The following is an 18,810-nucleotide window of genomic DNA, read 5'->3' as shown; positions in this document are numbered from 1 at the left end:
GTCCGCGAGCGCCTCTCGCCCTTCAGGCAGGTAGGGAGGCCCGGCCTGGAGGGCGCTAAGGCGACCGAGCCCTCGCGAGGGAAGCGGTCACACGCGCTCGACCGGCACCTGCAGTTCCGTCACCCAGTCGGGCCCCGGCACGTGGCCGTCCGCCTCGAGGTAGACCTCGCGCGCCGCTCCGACCACTCGGTACCCGTCCGCCGCGATCCGCTCCATGAGTGCCGACCACGACTCGCCGATCCCGGTCATGTCGCCGCGGTGGAGCAGCGTCGCCGCCGTGGGCATGGCGGGGAGTGCGACCACGTCGTAGCCCGGGCCAGCGACGGGTTGGGCCTCGGCGGTGTAGGAGACGTGCACCGAGAACCTGTCGTCCGGCTCGGCGTCGTACCAGAAGATGCCGGGTTCGAGGCAGGGTCGACCGGCCGCGGCCAGCGCGCGGTCGAGGCGCTCGATGAGCGGCCCCACGACCGGCCCCACATTCTCGGGCCCCATCCCCTGTGCGTACTCGTGTGCGGCGTAGACGGTGACGGGCTCGACGCTTCTGTAGATGACGTCAGACATGGTGGTTCCTTCCAGGGCGAGGAGACGTCGCTCGATCCGGGCGATGCGGGCGCGGTCGTCGGCCACCGATGCCTCAAGCTCGCTGCGGCGCTCGGTGAGCACGGCATGCAACGCGGCATCCTGGTCGTCGGCAGCGATCACGTCGGCGATGCGCGCGAGGCCCACGCCGAGCTGCCTGAGCTCCACGATCCTCAGCAGCTGTGGGAGCTGGTGAATCGCGTAGCGGCGGTAGCCGTTGTGGGGGTCGATGCTCGCGGGCGTGAGCAGGCCCGTCGCGTCGTAGTGACGCAGCATTCTGAGGCTGACCCTGCCCAGGGCGGCGAATTCTCCGATGGTGTACATGGCGGAATCCACGCTCCACCCTGACACAGTGTGAGGGTCAAGCGCGCGTGGTGCTCCGGTGCGCGTCCACGACGGCGCGCAACTCGGCGGCACCCAGATTTGCCCCGAACAGCGCGCGCCCCGGCTCGAGGATTGCGCCCTCGTCCAACGCTCCGAGCACCACCGGATCGAAGCCGAGCGCGTCGACCAGCGCCGCGACCGCCTCCTCGCCTCGGGGTCGTCACCCGCGACGGCGATCGCCTTGCGGTCGAGAGCGCCGGCGGGGCGGTGCCCCTCGTCGAGGTCGTGATAGCCCATGTGGTTGAACGCCTTGACGACGCGCGAGGCGGGCAGGAAGTCGCGGATGATCGCGCTCGTGGTGGTGCGCGGGTCCGTGAGGTCGTCCCTCTCGCCGTCCACCTCCCACCAGTAGTTCATCGCGTCCACCACGAGCTTGCCCTCGAGAGCATCGGCCGGAAGCGACGCGTACTTGCCCAGCGGCAGGGCCAGGATCACCACGTCCCCCAGCGCCGCAGCATCGGCCGCCGTGGTCGCGATCGCCCCCGGCGCGAGCACGTCGACGGTCAGGGCGATCGCCGACGGGTCGCCCGACCCGCTCACGAGCACGCGGTACCCCGCGCCCACCGCGAGCCTCGCCAGGACGGTGCCCACCTTGCCCGCGCCCAGGATGCTCACGGTCGTGGCGTGAGGAAGGGACGATGCCTGTGGCTGGTTCACCCGTCAGTCCGCCAGGATCTCGCGGACCAGGGGGATGACCTCCGAGCCGTAGAGCTCGACCGCACGCAGGCGCGCGGTCATGGGGAGCGGTCCGCCCGAGTAGATGAGGTCGAAGCGGCCGACCCCGAGCGCCGTGACGGCATCCGCGATGCGGCGCGCGACCGTGGCGGGGGAGCCGACGTACATCGAGCCGTGAGCGACCTCATTCTCGAACTCCTCGCGGCTCATGGGCGGCCAGCCGCGCTCGCGGCCGATCCTGTCGCGCATCACCTTGTAGCTCGGGAAGAAGATCTCGCGAGCCTCCTCGTCGGTGTCCGCGATGAAGCCGGGGGAGTGCATGCCGATCGGGTGCGCGGTCGTGCCGAACTGCTCGGCGGCGCGACGGTAGAGGTCGGTGTACGGGGCGAAGCGCTCGGGGCTGCCGCCGATGATCGCGAGCATGAGTGGGAAACCGTACTTCGCGGTGCGGACCACGGACTGCGGCGAGCCGCCCACGCCCACCCACGTCGAGAGCTTGCCGGACTCGGTCTTGGGGAACACGTCCGCCTCGTGGAGGGCCGCGCGCATGGTGCCGCTCCACGTCACGGGCTCCTCTGTGAGGAGCTGCGAGAACAGCTCGATCTTCTCCTCGAAGAGTGTGTCGTAGTCGCTGAGGTCGTAGCCAAAGAGGGGGAAGGACTCGGTGAACGAGCCGCGACCCAGGATGACCTCGGCGCGCCCGTGGGAGAGTGCGTCGACGGTCGCGAAGCGCTGGAAGACGCGCACGGGGTCGTCGGAGCTGAGCACCGTGACGCCGGACGCGAGCCGGATGCGGCTGGTCTGCGTCGCGATGCCCGCGAGCACGGTCTCGGGGGAGGAGATCGCGTACTCCTCGCGGTGGTGCTCGCCGACGGCGAAGACGTCGACGCCCAGGCGGTCGGCGAGGACGGCCTCGGCCACCACCTGGCGAATCGCCTCGGGGTGGCTCGCGAGCTCTCCCGCGTCCGTGGTGGGCAGATCACCAAAGGTGTCGAGGCCAAATTCCAGGGCAGTCATGGTGGGTCGCCTCCGTGGCGTCGAGGTCAGTATGATTGATATGTCAATCATGATCAGTAGTGGTTGACGTGTCAAACAAAGGGCCACTCATGAGCATTCCCTCCTCCGCCCCGCGCCGCAAGCGGTCCCTCACGCGCGCCGAGTTCGACACGTGGCGGCTCTTCGTCGAGACGTCGGAGCGCGTCACCGGAGTCGTCATGCGTCGCCTTCTCGAGGAGACCGGCCTGTCCGGGGGCGACTACGCGGTGCTGGTCGCGCTCACCGAGCATCCCGAGCGACGCATGCGCTCCTCGCACCTGGCCGACCACGTGGGCTGGGAGCGAAGCCGCCTCTCGCACCACCTGGGACGCATGGAGCGGCGCGGCCTGGTGCGCCGCGAGCGCGTCGAGGGTGATAGCCGCGGCGCCGAAGTGGTGCTGACCGAGGACGGCGAGCGGCTGTTCCGGGCGGCCACGGCGCCGCACCTGCGGGCGGTCAAGGAGGAGTTCGCGCGGGGGCTCACTCCCGAGCAGCTCGCCGCCCTGAACGATGCCATGGCCGCCCTCGCCTCCCACACGCAGCGAGCCCGGGAAGACTAGGCGCTCCCATCCGCCCCGCCGACCCGCGGACCGGGGTTACGCTGACACACGTGAGCAAGGTCTTCACGATGCCGGTCGCGCGGGTCTACCCCCTGTACGTCGCGAAGGTCGAGCGCAAGGGGCGGTCGGCCGCAGAGGTCGACGAGGTCATCCGCTGGCTCACCGGCTACAGCGACGCGGAGGTGCGCGCCCACCTCGACGCGGGCACCACGTTCGAGGACTTCTTCGCGCAGGCGCGCCTCCACCCCCACGCGGGCCTCATCACGGGGGTCATCTGCGGGATCAGGGTCGAGGACATCGAGGACCCGCTCATGCAGCAGATCCGCTACCTCGACAAGCTGGTCGACGAGCTCGCGCGGGGTAAGGCGATGGACAAGGTGCTTCGCGGCGACTGACCCGCACCTCTAGGCTCGACGCATGGCCACGCCTCGCACCACCTACGTCCTTGTCGACGGGGAGAACATCGACGCCACGCTCGGCAACTCGATCCTGGGCCGGCGCCCTCGCCCCGAGGAGCGGCCGCGCTGGGACCGCCTCCTGCACTTCGCGCGCGACGAGTGGGGTCAGCCGGCTGCCGGGCTGTTCTTCCTCGCCGCGAACAGCGACCTCCCCATGAGCTTCGTGCAGGCGCTGCTCGCGATGGGCTACCGCCCGATCCCGCTGTCGGGAGCGCCGGGCCAGAAGGTGGTCGACATCGCGATTCAGCGCACGCTCGACGAGCTGCGCCGCCGCGAGGCCGACCTCATGCTGGTGAGCAACGACGGCGACTTCGTCGAGGCGCTCGACCACCCGTTCGAGGGACGACGCGTGGGCGTCGTGGGCTTCGTCGAGTTCCGCAACGGCGCGCTGGGTCAGCTGGTCGACCGCGGCGTCGAGTTCTTCGACCTCGAGTACGACGTCGAGGCCTTCACCGCGCAGTTGCCGCGCGTGAGGATCATCCCGATCGACGAGTTCGACCCGGCAGCGTTCCTGTAGGCCGCGCGTCTACGCCGCGACCCTGGAGGAGGCGCGGCTACGCCGCGACGAGCGCGACCGCGAGAGCGACGACCGCGAGCAGCGGCAGCACGCCCTGCTTCGCGGCCGCGCCGGCGTGATCGCGCGACGCCGTCACGAGCACGAGAGCGGCGACGGCCATCGACCCGCAGCCCGCGAACACGAGCGCCGCGCCCGCCGCGGTCGAGCCCGACGACGACCCCGCCGCGATCATCGCGATCCCGACGAGCGTGACGACCGCGAGCATGAGGTTGTAGAAGCCCTGGTTGTACGCCAGCGACCGAGTGACCCTGGCATCGTCCTCCGACGCGATGCCAAACACCGCCCGGGTGGACGGGCGCATCCACGCGACCGCCTCGAGCCAGAAGATGTACACGTGAACGAGCGCGGCGAGTCCTGCGAGCACCAAGGCGACGGCAGTCATGGCGCCAGTCTAGGGAGGGGACGATGCGGGGGCGGGGGCCTCCGGTTCGCGCGGGATCGCGCGGGCGGGGATAGTGGAGAGCACTGCACGGGAGGACGTCCCCATGACCCGTCACCTGGCCGAGCCGACGGTCCGCACCTACCTGTACCTACGGGTCGCGATCGTGGCGGCGATCGCGCTGTTGTTTATCGCCCTCGCGCTCGAGATTGTCGACGCCGGCTGGCCCCCGCACGGGTCCATCAGCGCGTACTTCTACACCGCGGTGCAGCCCATCTTCGTGAGCACGCTCATCGGTGCCGCGATCCTGCTGGTGCTGGTCGCGATCATCCCCACGCCGGTGCTCGACGAGTCGCTATGTGGTTCCGCGACCGAGCGCTGCGTGCCCGAGGAGTTCCTGCCCGAGGTCGACCGCGCGATCGGGGCCCTGGGGTGGCTCGCGGTGCTGGGTCTTGCCTTTGCGCTGTGGACGCTGCGATCCCAGGGATGGGGCACATGGCCGGACCGGGTGGGGATCGCGGCGGGAGTCGCGGTGTGGCTGCTTTACGTCCCCGGCTTCGCGCGGTGGTGGGGCGAGGGCGTGCGCGCCTGGCTGCTCGACTACGGCCACTACGCCGCCGCGATCCCCGCGTTCGGTCTCATGGTGGTGATCGCCTTGGTCAACGCGCGCGAGACGCGACGCGAGGTCGAGGTCGCGGGACGCCACGTGGGCCTGCGCAGGCTGTACCAGGGCGTCGCGGCGGGCATCGCGGCTGTCATCGCGTGGGGGATCGTGGTCTACGTGGTCCAGCGCCGCGCGGACACGGTGGGCACCGGCACGCTGATCTTCTGGGTCGAGGCGCTGCTGCTCGCGCTCTTCGCGGCGTTCTGGGTGGTCCAGACCGTCGAATGGCGCCGCGAGGGACTCCCCGAGACCGCCCGCTAGGCCCTCGCGCGGGGGTGCCCCCGGCATCGTCCCCTCCGAATTGGGACCTCCGCGCGTGCCGGGTACCATGGGACGGTTGCCCGAACACGGGAGCCGACGGAGCACCCGCGGGCCCCACCATCCACCCACAGGAGTACGTAGTGACCAGCGCCCTCGAGAAGATCGACGCCACCACCGTCAAGCTGACGGTCAACCTCACCGAGGCGGACCTCGCCGACAGCCTGGCGCACGCCTATGAGCACGTGGGCCGCGAGGTCCAGATCCCCGGCTTCCGCAAGGGCAAGGTACCGGCGAAGGTGCTCGAGCAGCGCGTGGGCAAGGGTGCGATCATCGAGCACGCCGTCAACGACGGCCTTCCCGGCTGGTACTCCGCGGCGGTGCGCGAGACGGGCATCCGCCCGTTCGGCCAGCCCGAGGTCGAGGTCACCAAGATCCCCGGCGTCGTCGAGGGCGACGAGGGCCTGGAGTTCACCGCGATCGTCGAGGTGCGCCCCGAGGTGACGCTTCCCGCGCCCGCCGACCTCACGATCGAGGTCGAGCCCGCGGAGATCTCGGACGAGGACGTCGACGCGCGACTCGACGCGCTGCGCGAGCGCTTTGGCACCCTCGTGGGTGTCGACCGTCCCGCCGCGGATGGCGACTTCGTCACGCTCGACCTCACCGCGGTGATCGATGGCGAGACCATCGACTCCGTGCAGGGCACCTCGTACCAGGTGGGTGCGGGCAACATGCTCGAGGGCCTCGACGAGGCCGTCACGGGACTGTCCGCCGACGAGGAGACCACGTTCGACGGCCCGCTCGCCGCGGGTGACCACGCGGGCGAGACCGCGTCGATCACCATCAAGGTGACGGCCGTTAAGACCCGCGAGCTGCCCGAGGCGGACGACGACTTCGCCCAGCTCGCGTCGGAGTTCGACACGATCGCGGAGCTGCGCGAGGACCTCAAGGTCCAGGCCGCCAAGATCAAGGCGAACAACCAGGCGATGGAGGCCCGCGAGAAGCTGCTCGAGCAGCTCACCGAGGCCACCGACTTCGAGCTCCCCAAGAAGGTGATCGAGAACGAGGTGCACAGCCACCTCGAGAACGAGAACCGCCTCGAGGACGACGAGCACCGCGCCGAGGTCACCGAGGAGGCCACCAAGGCCCTGCGCACGCAGATCCTCCTCGACCAGCTCGCCGACGACCTCGACATCGAGGTCGAGCAGCCCGAGCTCCTCGACTACCTCATCAACGCCTCGCGCCAGTACGGCATGGACCCGGGCACGTTCATTCAGCAGGTCGAGCAGGCGGGCCAGATCCCCGCGATGGTGGCCGAGGTCGCCCGCTCGAAGGCCACCGCGTTCGCGCTGCGCCGCGCGACCGTGGTCGACACCACGGGTGCCGCCGTCGACCTCTCCGAGGTGATCGGCTCGCTCGAGGACGAGAAGAAGGACGAGGCGACCGAGGCCGCCGACGAGAAGGCTGCCGAGTAGTCCGCGCCTGACAGACGCGACGAGGCCCCGACCACCGTGAGGTGGCCGGGGTCTCGTGCTGTCCGGGGTGTCGCGCCTAGGACGAGGTGGTCTCCAGGTTCGACCACCAGTCGACACACGCGGGATCGTTGGCGCAGTTGTTGATCAGCGCGATGAATACGATCGCGAGCACGATGGCCGCGACGATCTCGAGATAGCCGAGGATGAGGCCCGCGATGCCGAGCCCCTTGAGATCCGCCTGGCCCTTGTTGGCCGCGCTCACCCCGAGATGGCCGAAGATGACGCCGACCAGCCCGAGCCCGAGCAGGCTCGTGACGAGCGACGTGATGTTCATCCAGGTCTTGGGCTTGGACGCGGCGGGCGGTGCGGGCGGAACGTAGCCCGGCTGGGCGACGGGCGGCATCCCGGGTTGGTCGGGCTGCGGGGGTACGGTCATGGTGGTGCTCCTCCTGGTGGACGCGACGGGGCCGTGATCCACGCTAGTCGTGCAGGGGCGAGCGGGCGCGGCGAGGGCAGCGCGGGGGCGCGGTGACCTTAGGACTCGCACCACGCCGCGGGGTCGGAACCGCCGCATTCGACGCCCACCCATCCGATGGCCATCACGAACAGGATCAGGCCGATGATGCCGAGAGCCGTGATGACGTAGCCGGTGATGAGGCCCGCGAGTCCGACTCCTCGGTTGTCCGCCTCGCCGCGCTTGACCGCGCTCAGGCTGAGGTGTCCGAAGACGATTCCGGCGATGGCGGTGATGCCGGTGAACAGGCCCGCGAGCGACAGGATCAGCGACGTGATGCCCATCCAGTTCTTGTCCGTGGTGCCCGCGGGGGCCGGCGGTTGCGTGTACGGCTGCGCGGCGTACTGCGGCTGGCCGTAGGGAGCCTGCGCGTACGGTGCCTGCGGGGCGGGCGCGGGCGGCGGGGCCGTCTGGTACGACGGCATGGGCTCGGCCTGGTCGGCCGGGTTGACGGGGTCGCGGGGTGCGTCTGACATGTCTTCCTCCTCGGCGGCCCCTTGGCCGCCTCCGCCTCCGACGGTAGTGCGGGGAGACCCGCCGACGCATCGTCCGCCCGCCCGATCATTCGGGCGGGCGGATCGGGGCATCCCCTAGTAGCTCGTGGTCTCGCCGGTGGCGAAGAACGCGATGACCGCGATCACCCAGATCACACCCACGACGAGGCCGAGGTATCCGATGGCCAGGCCCGCAATGCCGAGTCCCTTGTAGTCCGCCTCACCGCGCTTGGCGGCGTTGACGCCCAGGTGACCGAAGATGATCCCGACGATGCTGAGCCCGAGCAGCGACGTGATGAAGGACGTGATGTTCATCCAGCTCTTCGGCGGACGCGCGGGCGGGTAGTAGGCCTGCTGGTAGCCGGGCGCCGGCGGGGCGGCGGGAGCCGGGGGAATCGGTGCCTGACCGGCGGGCGCGTAGCCGCCCTCGGGGGAGTGCCCCACGGGGTGGACTGCTACGGAGTCGGCTCCTGCGGGGTGAACCCCGCGGGAGCGCTCGGCTCGGCCGGGCGCATGCCCTGCTCGCCCGGCTGCGAGGAGAACGGATCGTTGGTGCTCATGGATGCTCCTTGGAGTGGCGCCTGAGTGTGGCGCGTCCCTCGCGCCCGTGGCGAGACTAGCGCCTGCGCCACCGCTCAAACCAGGCGAAACACCGCATCGTTACCGACCCGCGCCGTGCGCGGGCGCCTCCGGTGTCCGGTCTCCACGCATCGCGCCGCTACGCGCGTGGCGAACGGCCCGTCCGCGGTGTTCTCCCCGTAGCGAAACCAGGCGGGAAACGGCATCGTCCCGTCGCCTGCGCGCGTTAATGTCGGTCAGGACGCTCGACAGGAGGACACACGTGAACGAGATCACGGCACGAGGCGAGGGGCCCAGCATGGGCCTCAATGACTCCATCTTCAACCGGCTGCTGCGCGAGCGCATCATCTGGCTCGGCGACGAGGTGCGCGACGACAACGCGAACGCCATCTGCGCTCAGTTGATGCTGCTGGCGGCGGAGGACCCGGACCAGGACATCTACCTGTACATCAACAGCCCCGGCGGATCGATCACCGCGGGCATGGCGATCTACGACACGATGCAGTACATCAAGCCCGATGTCGCGACCGTCGCGATGGGCATGGCGGCCTCGATGGGCCAGTTCCTGCTCAGCTCGGGCGCGCAGGGCAAGCGCTACGCCACGCCCCATGCTCGCGTCATGATGCACCAGCCCTCGGGCGGCATCTACGGCACCGCGACGGACATCCGCATCAACGCGGAGCTCATCATGCACATGAAGAAGGTGCTCGCGGAGCTCACCGCGACGCAGACCGGCAAGACCGTCGAGCAGATCAACAAGGACGCGGACCGCGACCGCTGGTTCACCGCGACCGAGGCGCTCGAGTACGGGTTCGTCGACAAGGTCATCACCCACGCCGCCGAAGCCGGCGACAAGTCCCAGGGAGGCAAGGCGTGAGCGAGATTCAGCGCGCATTCCAGGCGGCCGGACGCACGGCCGGCGTATTCGGTGGCGGGGCGTACGGGGCGGCGCCGCCGCACCGTCGTCGCGATACATCCTTCCTCAGTTCGAGGAGCGGACGGCCTACGGCTTCAAGCGCCAGGACCCGTACGCGAAGCTGTTCGAGGACCGCATCATCTTCCTGGGTGTCCAGATTGACGATGCCTCGGCCGACGACGTGATGGCGCAGCTGCTCGTCCTGGAGTCGCAGGACCCCGACCGGCTCATCACGCTGTACATCAACAGCCCCGGTGGCTCGCAGACCGCGCTCACCGCGATATACGACACGATGCAGTACATCAAGCCCGAGGTGCAGACGGTGTGCCTGGGCCAGGCCGCATCCGCCGCCGCCGTGCTGCTCGCCGCGGGCACCCCCGGCAAGCGCCTCGCGCTTCCGAACGCTCGCGTCATGATTCACCAGCCGCGCATCGAGGGCGGCGCGCGTGCGCAGGCCTCCGACATCGAGATCTACGCCGAGGAGATGCTCCGCATGCGCGAGTGGCTCGAGAACACCCTCGCGTTCCACTCGGGCCAGAAGCCGGAGAAGGTGCGCGAGGACATCGAGCGCGACACGTTCCTGTCCGCCGAGCAGGCGCGCGAGTACGGCCTCGTGGACCAGGTGCTCGAGTCACGCAAGGGAGTCTCGGCGGTCCACCCCGCGGGAGCGTAACTCGCTCTCACGCAGTCCGGGAGGGGCGTGCGCGGTCACTGCGGTGGCGGCGCGCGCCCCTCGCTACTTTCCTGGGGCCGCGCGGAAGGTCACGATCGTGCATCGGGGGCGAGCATCGTCCCTGCTACATGCGACGGGCTCGGTGTCTGTCGGCGCGTCGCCGCCCCGCTGTCTGACCCCGTAGGTAGCCTGGTTTGAGCACGGATTCGTTCGTGAGAGGAGCTCCCCGATGAATCGACCCGCTGACAGCGGCGACCTGCTGAAGTGCTCGTTCTGCGGAAAGACGCAGAAGCAGGTGCGCAAGCTCATCGCGGGCGGCGGCGTGTACATCTGCGATGAGTGCATCGAGCTGTGCAACGAGATCATCGAGGAGGAGTTCGCCGAGCAGGTCGAGGCGGAGCTCACCGAGCTTCCCAAGCCGCGCGAGATCTTCGACTTCCTGGGGCAGTACATCGTGGGCCAGGACCAGGCCAAGCGTGCGCTGTCCGTCGCGGTGTACAACCACTACAAGCGCGTGCGTGCGGGGAGACCCGCCTCAAGGGCGACGACGACCAGGTCGAGATCGCCAAGTCAAACGTGCTGTTCATCGGTCCCACCGGCACCGGCAAGACCTACCTCGCGCAGACGCTCGCAAAGATGCTCAACGTGCCCTTCGCGATCGCGGACGCCACGGCGCTGACCGAGGCCGGCTATGTGGGCGAGGATGTCGAGAACATCCTGCTCAAGCTGCTGCAGGCCGCCGACTACGACGTCGACAAGGCGCAGCGCGGCATCATCTACATCGACGAGATCGACAAGGTTGCGCGCAAGGCAGAGAACCCCTCGATCACGCGCGACGTGTCGGGCGAGGGCGTGCAGCAGGCGCTCCTGAAGATCCTCGAGGGCTCGGTCGCGTCGGTGCCGCCGCAGGGCGGGCGCAAGCACCCGCACCAGGAGTTCATCCAGATCGACACCACCAACGTGCTGTTCATCCTGGGCGGCGCATTCGCGGGCCTCGAGGAGATCATCAGCTCGCGCGTGGGACGCAAGGGGATCGGTTTCGGGGCGACCCTCAAGGAGTCGGACAACACCGACCTCTTCTCCGAGGTGACGCCGGCCGACCTTCACAAGTTCGGGCTCATCCCCGAGTTCATCGGGCGCATGCCCGTGATCGCGACCGTCAACCCGCTCGACGTCGAGGCGATGGTGCTCATCCTCACCGGCCCCAAGAACGCGCTGGTGAAGCAGTACCAGCGCATGTTCGAGCTCGACAACGTGGAGCTCGAGTTCACGCCCGAGGCGGTGCGCGCCATCGCGGAGCAGGCGCTTGAGCGCGGCACCGGGGCGCGCGGACTGCGCGCGATTATGGAGGAGGTCCTCCAGGAGACGATGTTCGACGTCCCGGGCCGCGACGACATCGCTCGCGTCACCGTCACTCGCGACACCGTCATCTCGCGTGCGATGCCCGCCTACGAGGGCCGGGCAGAGGAGCAGGGCGCGGCGTAGGCCCGAGCGGGAGCGCGGCGCGCTCTCAGCCCACCCCTGCGCGCGCCCACCCGCTCTCAGCCCACCCCTGCGCGCGCCCACCCGCTCTCAGCCCACCCCTGCGCGCGCCCACCCGCTCTCAGCCCACCCCTGCGCGCGCCCACCCGCTCTCAGCCCACCCCTGCGCGCGCCCACCCGCTCTCCACCCACCCCCGCGCGCCCACCCGCTCTCCACCCACCCCCGCGCGCTATGGGACGCTCATGGTCGATTTCGGGGGTTCTGGCGTCCCATGGGACGGTGGTTGTCGGACGCCACTCTCGACCGGGTGATGTCCACGGCCCGGCGCCTCGCGCCAGTGGTCCACGGCATCGCTATCGGCGGGCATGAGCGGCGCCCGCGCGTCTTACACCTGGACTCATGACTCACTTGCGTCCGCTTCCTCGCGTCGCCGAACCGTCTGCGCTCACGGACGTGTTGCGGCGCACGCCGCGGGCCTTCACGTTCGATGAGCTCGTGGGGATGTCCTCGGCGCGCAAGGCTCGGACCGCGATCGACCGAGGAGAGGTAGTGCGCCTCCTGCCCAACGCCTACGTGTCGGCGCTTCACGCGGACTCGTTTCTGGCGCGGGTCGACGCCGCGCTCCTGTGGGCCGGCCCCAACGCCGCGCTGTCAGGTGCCGCGGCGATGTTTGCCTGGGGTTTCGCTGCCCATCCGCCCGAGGTCATCGAGGTGGTGGTGCCTCACGCGGATCGACCGCGGCCGCCCGGGTGGATCGTGGTCCGCAGGCTGAGCTACCGACCTCCCACGACCCGCCTGGGGAGGGCGACCGTGGTGGGGCCAGATCTGGCGGTGATCTTCGGCTATGGCGCGTTGCCGCCCCGAGACCGCGCATCGGCGTTCTATGCCGCGTTGCGCTCTGGCCTGACCTCTCCGCGCGCGCTGAGTCAAGCGCTCGACCGCGTGCCGAGGTGCCCGATGCGGCGCGAGCTGATGCGACGCATCGATGCGGGCGCCCGCGGAGCCGAGAGCTACCTCGAGGAGCGAGGGCTACGGAAGGTGTTCAACACCAAGGAGTTCGCGAGGCTTGCGCGTCAACACTGGGCACGCGTCGACGGCGAGCGCTTCCGGATCGACACTTATGACCCCGAGACTATGACGGCCATCGAGCTCGACGGGGACACGTACCACTCGGATCCCGAGCAGCGGCAGCGAGACATGACGCGCGACGCGACGCTCGCGACGGTCGGCATCCTTACGCTGCGCCTCAGCTATCGCGACATCACCGAGCGGCCCGAGTGGTGTCGCGCCCTCGTCAGGGGAGTGATCCGGTCGCGGTCAACGACACTCACCGTCCCATAGGACGCTCAAACCTCGCGAAACCGACGATGAGCGTCCCATAGCGCGCTGGGGTGGCTGACGTGGGCGCGCAGGGGTGGGTGAAGCGGGCGCGCTGGGGTGGGTGAAGCGGGCGCGCAGGGGTGGGGGAGGAGGGCGAGTCCCTACTCCGCCAGGCGCGCGTTCTCCGTCCGCATCACGGTCGGGTCCGCGATCTCGTCGTTCGATCCGTCCTCGGGCGCCAGTCCGTCCACACCGGGCTCGAGGGCCAGGCTCGCGTCCACGATCTGCATCGCGGACACGCGTCCCGCGGCACGGAGGTCGGCCTCCGCCGCACGAACCCACGCGACCTTGGCCTCGGGGACCAGCAGGTCGATGGACGCGATCTCGGTGCGCTGCGACACCTTCGCCTCGGACTTGACCTTGCGGAGCACGGACAGCGCCTCGCCCGCGGCCGCGAGCAGCGGCGCACCGGGGGTGTCCTCGCCCGCGACGGCACGCACCCGCGCCGAGTCGGGCCAGGATGCGCGGTGCACGGATCCCTCCTGGAACCAGCTCCACACCTCCTCGGTCGCGAACGGCAGCACGGGGGCGAAGAGGCGCAGGAACGTGTGCAGCGCGAGGGTGAGCGTGGCGCGCGCGGAGGCCGCGCCAGGGGAGCACGGCGCGAACGGGTCGATCGCCTCACCGGGCGCCGCGCCGTCGTAGGCGCGGGTCTTCACGAGCTCCAGGTAGTCGTCGCAGAAGGTCCAGAACAGCGTCTCCGCGACCTCGAGAGCACGCGTGTGGTCGTACGCGGACAGCGCGGCGGTCGCGGTGTCGACCACGTCCGCCAGTGCCGCGAGCATCGCTCGGTCGAGCGGCTCGGTCACGGGTGCGCTCGTGGTGACGTGCGCGGTCGCGCGCAGGCCCTCCTCGAGCGACTCCGCTGCCACCGTCGCGATGCCGGTCGCGCCGAGCACGAACTTGGAGGCGTTAAGCACCTTCATCGCGAGGCGACGGCCGATCTTCATCTGGCCCTCGTCGAAGGCCGCGTCCGTGCCCAGGCGAGCGGCGGCCGCCCAGTAACGCACGGCATCGGACCCGTGGGTCTCGAGCAGCCCCATGGGTGTGACGACGTTGCCCTTCGACTTCGACATCTTCTTGCGGTCCGGGTCGAGGATCCAGCCCGAGATCGCGGCATGCTTCCACGGCAGCGTGCCGTGCTCCTGGTGCGAACGCACCACGGAGGAGAACAGCCACGTGCGGATGATGTCCTGCCCTTGGGGGCGCAGGTCCATGGGGAAAGTCGCGGCGAACAGCCCGGGGTTGTCGCGCCAGCCGCACACGATCTGCGGGGTGAGCGAGGACGTCGCCCACGTGTCCATGATGTCCTTCTCGCCTGTGAAGCCGCCGGGGACGTCGCGCTGCGATGCGTCGAAGCCGGGCGCCACGTCCACCGAGGGGTCGACGGGCAGCGCGTCCTCGCTCGGCACGATCGGGTGGTCGTAGTCGGGGGAGCCGTCGGCGAGCACGGGATACCAGACCGGGATCGGCACGCCGAAGAAGCGCTGTCGCGAGATCAGCCAGTCGCCGGTAAGGCCACGCACCCAGTTCTCGTAGCGCACGCGCATGAAGTCGGGCTCGAAGTCGAGCTCCGAGCCGCGGGCCACGAGCGCGTCGTTGAGGGCGCGGTCCGTGCCGCCGTTGCGGATGTACCACTGGCGGGTGGTGACGATCTCGAGGGGCTTGTCGCCCTTCTCGAAGAACTTGACGGGGTGCTGCGTTGGCTTGGGCTCGCCGTCGAGCACCCCCGCCTCGCGCAGCATCTCGACCACGCGCTGCTGCGCGCTGAACACCGTGAGCCCGGCGAGCTCACCGTATGCAGCGACGCCCTCAGGAGAGGTGATGCCCTCGGGGGCCTCGGCGAGCAGCCGCCCGTCCCAACCGAGCACCGGGCGCGTAGGCAGACGCAGCTCGCGCCACCAGGTCACGTCCGTGACGTCGCCGAACGTGCAGATCATTGCGATGCCGGAACCCTTGTCGGGCGAGGCAAGGTGGTGAGCCACGACGGGCACCTCGACGCCGAACAGCGGCGTGCGCACGTGGGTGCCGAAGAGGTGCTGGTAGCGCTCGTCGTCGGGGTGGGCCACCAGGGCCACGCACGCGGGCAGCAGCTCGGGGCGCGTGGTCTCGATGTACACCGAGGCGTACGAGCCCGTCTTCTCCTCCATGTCCGCCGCCGGCTCGAACGCGATGCGGTGATACGCGCCGGGACGCTCGCGGTCTTCCAGCTCGGCCTGCGCGACCGCGGTGCGGAACGTCACGTCCCACAGCGTGGGGGCCTCGGCCTGGTAGCACTCGCCGCGCGACAGCCCACGCAGGAAGGCCTGCTGGGCGACGGCCTGCGAGGAGGAGAGATGGTCTGGTACGTGCGGGACCAATCGACACTCAGGCCCAGGTGGCGCCACAGCGCCTCGAACTGCTTCTCGTCCTCCGCGGTGAGGCGCTCACACAGCTCAACGAAGTTGCGGCGCGAGATGGGCTGCTGGTCGGCCGCCTTGACCGACTTGCCCTCGCCGCCCTCGAACGGGGGCTCGTAACCCTCGACGTAGGGGAGCGTGGGGTCGCAGCGCACGCCGTAGTAGTTCTGCACGCGGCGCTCGGTGGGCAGCCCGTTGTCGTCCCACCCCATCGGGTAGAAGACCTCGCGGCCGCGCATGCGCTGGAAGCGCGCGACCACGTCGGTGTGCGTGTACGAGAACACGTGGCCCACGTGCAGCGAGCCCGACACCGTGGGCGGAGGGGTGTCGATCGAGTACACCTGCTCGCGAGTCGCGGACTCGTCGAAGCGGTACGTGCCGGCGGCCTCCCAGGCCTCGTTCCAGCGGTCCTCGAGTCCGTCAACGGTGGCCTTGTCGGGGATGCGCGCAGTCATGGGGGACATTCTTCCAGAGCGGGGACGATGCAGTGGTCGCCCGGGCGGCCCGGGCCCAGCGACGATGCCCGGGCTAGGCGAGTTCGACCGCGGCCACGACCTCGGTGGGCGTGGTCGAGCCCCGCTCGGGCTCGGCCGGATCCCACGGCTCGACCGACACCGCGATGGCCGCCGTCCCGTCGAGCGGCACGGTCCACACCTGATACGCCTGCCCCCAGAAACGCGGGCAGCGTGCCGGCGATCGCGCGCCGCGTCGAGGTCCACGGCGACCTCCGCACGCCATGCGGTCCCTGCGATCATCGACCCTCCCATCCAAGCATCGTGCTCCGACATCGCCGGGACGCGTGAGCCGGGACGTCGAGGCGGGACGTGCCCGCACCGACACCCCGCGGGCACCTCAGTGCCCGCGAGTCTCCGGCGTCGCGAGGGGTTCGCGCGCCGCCGCGGCGCGGATGGGTCGTGTGGGGACGATGCCCGGGTAGCCTCTGGCGCATGGAGGCGAGGGTGGGCGCCGGGTTCCTCAAGGCGCTGGAGGATCTCGAGTCGCGTGCGGGCGACGTGCTCGAGCCGCGGCTGCGCGACATGCTGCGGCTGCGGGTCTCTCACCTCAACGGATGTCACCGCTCGATCCGCGTCCACTCGGAGTCGCTTGCGCGCTCGGGTGCGCGGCCTGACGTCATCAGCGCGCTCGCGCGGCCGGCGCTGCAGATTCGCGCGGGACTCGTGTCGGACGGGGATGTCGCGGCGCTGCGCTTGGCGGAGGTACTGACCGATGCGCCGCGAGCGCTCGAGCCCGCTGCCCGTGCGGACGCCGGCGCGTGGTTCAATGCCGCGCAGTTGGGGGCGATCGTCGAGACGGTCGCGATCACGTCCGCGTGGAATCGCGTGCTGCGGGGGACGGACTAGGCGGCGGCTCCGCCACACGGCTGCGGGTGCGCGCGACCGTGGTTGTCCCATGGCGAGCACTGACCTCTCGAAAGCGACCGTGAGCGTCCCATGGCGCGCAGGCGTGTGGCGGAGCCGTGGCGGCGTGTGGCGGAGCCGTGGCCGCGTGTGGCGGAGCCGCGAGGATGGGCGCGGATGGGCGTGGGTGGGCGCCGGGTGGGTGCGGGTGGCAGGCGGGCGCCGTTAGTCGGCGACGCGCGTCACCATGAGGTCGGCCACCTCGTGGGGGCCCACGAGCACGTGGCTCGCGCCCTGCTCCTCGAGGTACGCGACGTCGGGCTCGCGATGGCCGCGCGCCACGATGTCCGCGTCGGGAGCGAGCGACCGCGCCTTGGCGACCACGGCGCCCGCGTTGAGCGGATCGGGCACCCCGACCAGCACCGCACGTGCCGACTCGATTCCCGCGGCACGCAGCACCTTGCCGCGCGCGGCGTTGCCGAGGATCGCCTCGTGCCCGTCCTCGCGGATCGCCTTGACACGGTCCTCGTCGTCGTCGACCACCACGGTCGGCACGCCCTGATCCCAGAGCGCTTGCGCGGCTCGCGCGCCCACGCGGCCGTAGCCCACGACGATCACGTGACCCTGAGCCGTGGTGGCGACGGGCAAGGCCTCCTCCTCGGGATCGTTCTCCTCGTGCTTGCGCGCGTAGTACCTCGACACCCACGCGAAGATCAGCGGGTTGAGGATGATCGAGAAGATCGCACCGGCGAGCACGAGGTCCCGCGCGTCCTGGTGGAGCACGTCGAGGTCCGCGCCCAGCGTCACGAGGATGAACGAGAACTCGCCGATCTGCGCGAGCGACGCGGCGATCACGAGCGCCATCGAGCGCGAGTACTTGAGCGCGCGCACCAGGCCGAACGCGATGATGAACTTGCCGCCGACGATGATCGCGACGGTCGCGATCAGCGCGAGCGGCTGGCGCAGGATGATGCTCGGGTCGACCAGCATTCCCACCGCGACAAAGAACAGCACCGCGAACGCGTCGCGCAGCGGCAGCGAGTCCTCGGCGGCGCGGTGTGCGAGGCTCGACTCGCGCAGGATCATGCCCGCGAAGAACGCGCCGAGCGCGAACGACACCTGGAACATCCACGCCGCTCCCACGGCGACGCCGAGCCCGATCGCGAGCACGCCGAGCGTGAAGAGCTCGCGTGAACCCGTGTCCGCGACGCGCGCGAGCGTCCACGGGATGACGCGCCTACCCACGATCCACATGAGTGCCACGAAGCCGCCCACCCGCAGGACGGTGAACGCGAGCTCGGTGAAGAGCTCCCCGCCGGTCGCGCCGTCGCCCGCGAGCACCGGCACCACGACCAGCGCGATGACCATGGCGAGGTCCTCGACGATCAACCACCCGACCGCGATGTGACCCGCGCGTGTGTCGAGCAGCTGCCGCTCCTCGAGCGCGCGCAGCAGCACCACGGTCGACGCGACGGAGAGCGCGAGCCCGAAGAGCAGTGATCCCGCGGTGCCCCAGCCCATGAGGAAGCCGAGCCCCGTGCCCAGCACGGTGGCGAACGTCATCTGCGCGATCGCGCCGGGGATGGCGATCTTGCGCACCGCGAGGAGTTCGCGGAAGGAGAAGTGGAGCCCGACGCCGAACATCAGCAGGATCACGCCGATCTCGCTCAACTGTGTCGCGAGATCCACGTCCCCCACATACCCCGGGGTGTACGGCCCGACGACGAGTCCCGCGGTGAGATAGCCCACGATCGGAGACAGGCGCAGTTTCTGCGCGATGAAGCCGAGGATGAAGGCGGCAACCAGGCCCACCGCGATGGTCGTGATCAGCGGGGCATGGTGCAACATGTGCCGATTCTACCGGGGGCACGTGACGGGCAGATTGCCGGTGCACTCGCCCGCACCTCGGGAATGTCCTGGCGTGCGCTAGTGTTCCGGGCACAAGGTCCTAGACCGCATCGTCTTATCCG

17 protein-coding genes and 2 pseudogenes are annotated in these 18,810 nt (G+C 70.1%); 10 read left to right on the top strand and 9 right to left on the bottom strand.

Annotated features, from left to right (window positions below; all coding sequences use genetic code 11):
* Positions 1 to 87: 87 nt before the first annotated feature.
* Both QUE44_RS06760 and QUE44_RS06755 read right to left on the bottom strand, forming a co-directional pair.
* Entirely contained in the window at positions 88 to 1,620 is a 1,533-nt protein-coding gene (locus QUE44_RS06760) for an NAD(P)-binding domain-containing protein (protein ID WP_286216609.1), read from the bottom strand.
* Positions 1,621 to 1,623: 3 nt separating this feature from the next.
* Positions 1,624 to 2,655, bottom strand: a complete 1,032-nt coding sequence (locus QUE44_RS06755) for an LLM class flavin-dependent oxidoreductase (protein ID WP_286216607.1) — start codon at positions 2,653 to 2,655, stop codon at positions 1,624 to 1,626.
* An 89-nt stretch (positions 2,656 to 2,744) separates the two neighbouring features.
* On the opposite strand from QUE44_RS06755, the gene QUE44_RS06750 reads away from it, so the two are divergent.
* The 3 genes from QUE44_RS06750 to QUE44_RS06740 all read left to right on the top strand — a co-directional run bounded on the left by QUE44_RS06750 (position 2,745) and on the right by QUE44_RS06740 (position 4,208).
* Positions 2,745 to 3,233: a MarR family winged helix-turn-helix transcriptional regulator gene (locus tag QUE44_RS06750; RefSeq protein ID WP_286216605.1), complete on the top strand. Its 489-nt coding sequence runs from the start codon at positions 2,745 to 2,747 to the stop codon at positions 3,231 to 3,233.
* A 68-nt stretch (positions 3,234 to 3,301) separates the two neighbouring features.
* Positions 3,302 to 3,628 carry a DUF2200 domain-containing protein gene (locus QUE44_RS06745; protein WP_425558024.1) on the top strand — a complete coding sequence of 109 codons (327 nt, stop codon included), beginning with the start codon at positions 3,302 to 3,304 and terminating at the stop codon, positions 3,626 to 3,628.
* Positions 3,629 to 3,650: 22 nt separating this feature from the next.
* Positions 3,651 to 4,208, top strand: a complete 558-nt coding sequence (locus QUE44_RS06740; RefSeq protein WP_286216603.1) for an NYN domain-containing protein — start codon at positions 3,651 to 3,653, stop codon at positions 4,206 to 4,208.
* A gap of 37 nt (positions 4,209 to 4,245) precedes the next feature.
* Here QUE44_RS06740 and QUE44_RS06735 read toward each other — a convergent pair whose 3' ends face one another.
* Positions 4,246 to 4,650, bottom strand: a complete 405-nt coding sequence (locus QUE44_RS06735; RefSeq protein WP_286216602.1) for a DUF1304 domain-containing protein — start codon at positions 4,648 to 4,650, stop codon at positions 4,246 to 4,248.
* A gap of 103 nt (positions 4,651 to 4,753) precedes the next feature.
* Between QUE44_RS06735 and QUE44_RS06730 the strand changes: the two genes are divergently transcribed.
* Positions 4,754 to 5,572 (top strand): hypothetical protein, encoded by an 819-nt coding sequence (locus tag QUE44_RS06730; protein ID WP_286216601.1) that lies wholly within the window; start codon positions 4,754 to 4,756, stop codon positions 5,570 to 5,572.
* 140 nt (positions 5,573 to 5,712) lie between these two features.
* The gene (gene tig / locus QUE44_RS06725; RefSeq protein ID WP_286216599.1) at positions 5,713 to 7,044 is read left to right on the top strand and encodes a trigger factor; all 1,332 of its coding nucleotides are present in this window, start codon (positions 5,713 to 5,715) and stop codon (positions 7,042 to 7,044) included.
* 76 nt (positions 7,045 to 7,120) lie between these two features.
* Here the strand turns inward: tig and QUE44_RS06720 are convergent, their stop codons facing one another.
* The 3 genes from QUE44_RS06720 to QUE44_RS06710 all read right to left on the bottom strand — a co-directional run bounded on the left by QUE44_RS06720 (position 7,121) and on the right by QUE44_RS06710 (position 8,496).
* Positions 7,121 to 7,480, bottom strand: a complete 360-nt coding sequence (locus tag QUE44_RS06720) for a DUF4190 domain-containing protein (RefSeq protein WP_286216598.1) — start codon at positions 7,478 to 7,480, stop codon at positions 7,121 to 7,123.
* A gap of 98 nt (positions 7,481 to 7,578) precedes the next feature.
* Positions 7,579 to 8,034 carry a DUF4190 domain-containing protein gene (locus QUE44_RS06715; RefSeq protein WP_286216597.1) on the bottom strand — a complete coding sequence of 152 codons (456 nt, stop codon included), beginning with the start codon at positions 8,032 to 8,034 and terminating at the stop codon, positions 7,579 to 7,581.
* Between the two features lie 114 nt (positions 8,035 to 8,148).
* A complete protein-coding gene (locus tag QUE44_RS06710; RefSeq protein WP_286216596.1) occupies positions 8,149 to 8,496 on the bottom strand; it encodes a DUF4190 domain-containing protein in 348 nt (115 codons plus the stop codon).
* Positions 8,497 to 8,929: 433 nt separating this feature from the next.
* Here QUE44_RS06710 and QUE44_RS06705 point away from each other — a divergent pair, with 433 nt between their 5' ends.
* The 4 genes and pseudogenes from QUE44_RS06705 (at position 8,930) to QUE44_RS06690 (ending at position 13,044) form a co-directional block, all read left to right on the top strand.
* The gene (locus QUE44_RS06705) at positions 8,930 to 9,508 is read left to right on the top strand and encodes an ATP-dependent Clp protease proteolytic subunit (RefSeq protein WP_286216705.1); all 579 of its coding nucleotides are present in this window, start codon (positions 8,930 to 8,932) and stop codon (positions 9,506 to 9,508) included.
* Positions 9,509 to 9,554: 46 nt separating this feature from the next.
* Positions 9,555 to 10,220, top strand: a complete 666-nt coding sequence (locus tag QUE44_RS06700) for an ATP-dependent Clp protease proteolytic subunit (RefSeq protein WP_286216704.1) — start codon at positions 9,555 to 9,557, stop codon at positions 10,218 to 10,220.
* A 229-nt stretch (positions 10,221 to 10,449) separates the two neighbouring features.
* Positions 10,450 to 11,705 (top strand): annotated as a pseudogene (gene clpX / locus QUE44_RS06695) (ATP-dependent Clp protease ATP-binding subunit ClpX).
* 397 nt (positions 11,706 to 12,102) lie between these two features.
* Complete coding sequence (locus QUE44_RS06690; RefSeq protein WP_286216595.1) at positions 12,103 to 13,044, top strand: endonuclease domain-containing protein; 942 nt, start codon at positions 12,103 to 12,105, stop codon at positions 13,042 to 13,044.
* Positions 13,045 to 13,184: 140 nt separating this feature from the next.
* Here QUE44_RS06690 and valS read toward each other — a convergent pair.
* Both valS and QUE44_RS06680 read right to left on the bottom strand, forming a co-directional pair.
* Positions 13,185 to 15,946, bottom strand: a pseudogene (gene valS / locus QUE44_RS06685) (valine--tRNA ligase).
* A gap of 64 nt (positions 15,947 to 16,010) precedes the next feature.
* Complete coding sequence (locus QUE44_RS06680) at positions 16,011 to 16,136, bottom strand: hypothetical protein (protein ID WP_286216594.1); 126 nt, start codon at positions 16,134 to 16,136, stop codon at positions 16,011 to 16,013.
* A gap of 293 nt (positions 16,137 to 16,429) precedes the next feature.
* Here QUE44_RS06680 and QUE44_RS06675 point away from each other — a divergent pair, with 293 nt between their 5' ends.
* The gene (locus QUE44_RS06675; protein ID WP_286216593.1) at positions 16,430 to 16,843 is read left to right on the top strand and encodes a carboxymuconolactone decarboxylase family protein; all 414 of its coding nucleotides are present in this window, start codon (positions 16,430 to 16,432) and stop codon (positions 16,841 to 16,843) included.
* A 222-nt stretch (positions 16,844 to 17,065) separates the two neighbouring features.
* On the opposite strand, the gene QUE44_RS06670 is transcribed toward QUE44_RS06675, so the two are convergent.
* Positions 17,066 to 18,688, bottom strand: a complete 1,623-nt coding sequence (locus tag QUE44_RS06670) for a cation:proton antiporter domain-containing protein (RefSeq protein WP_286216592.1) — start codon at positions 18,686 to 18,688, stop codon at positions 17,066 to 17,068.
* Between the last annotated feature and the right edge of the window lie 122 nt (positions 18,689 to 18,810).

This window comes from Demequina sediminis, assembly GCF_030296675.1.
Taxonomy (GTDB): Bacteria; Actinomycetota; Actinomycetes; order Actinomycetales; family Demequinaceae; genus Demequina; species Demequina sediminis.
The sequence above is the reverse complement of the archived record's forward strand: the minus strand, read 5'-3'. Positions and strand labels throughout refer to the sequence as shown.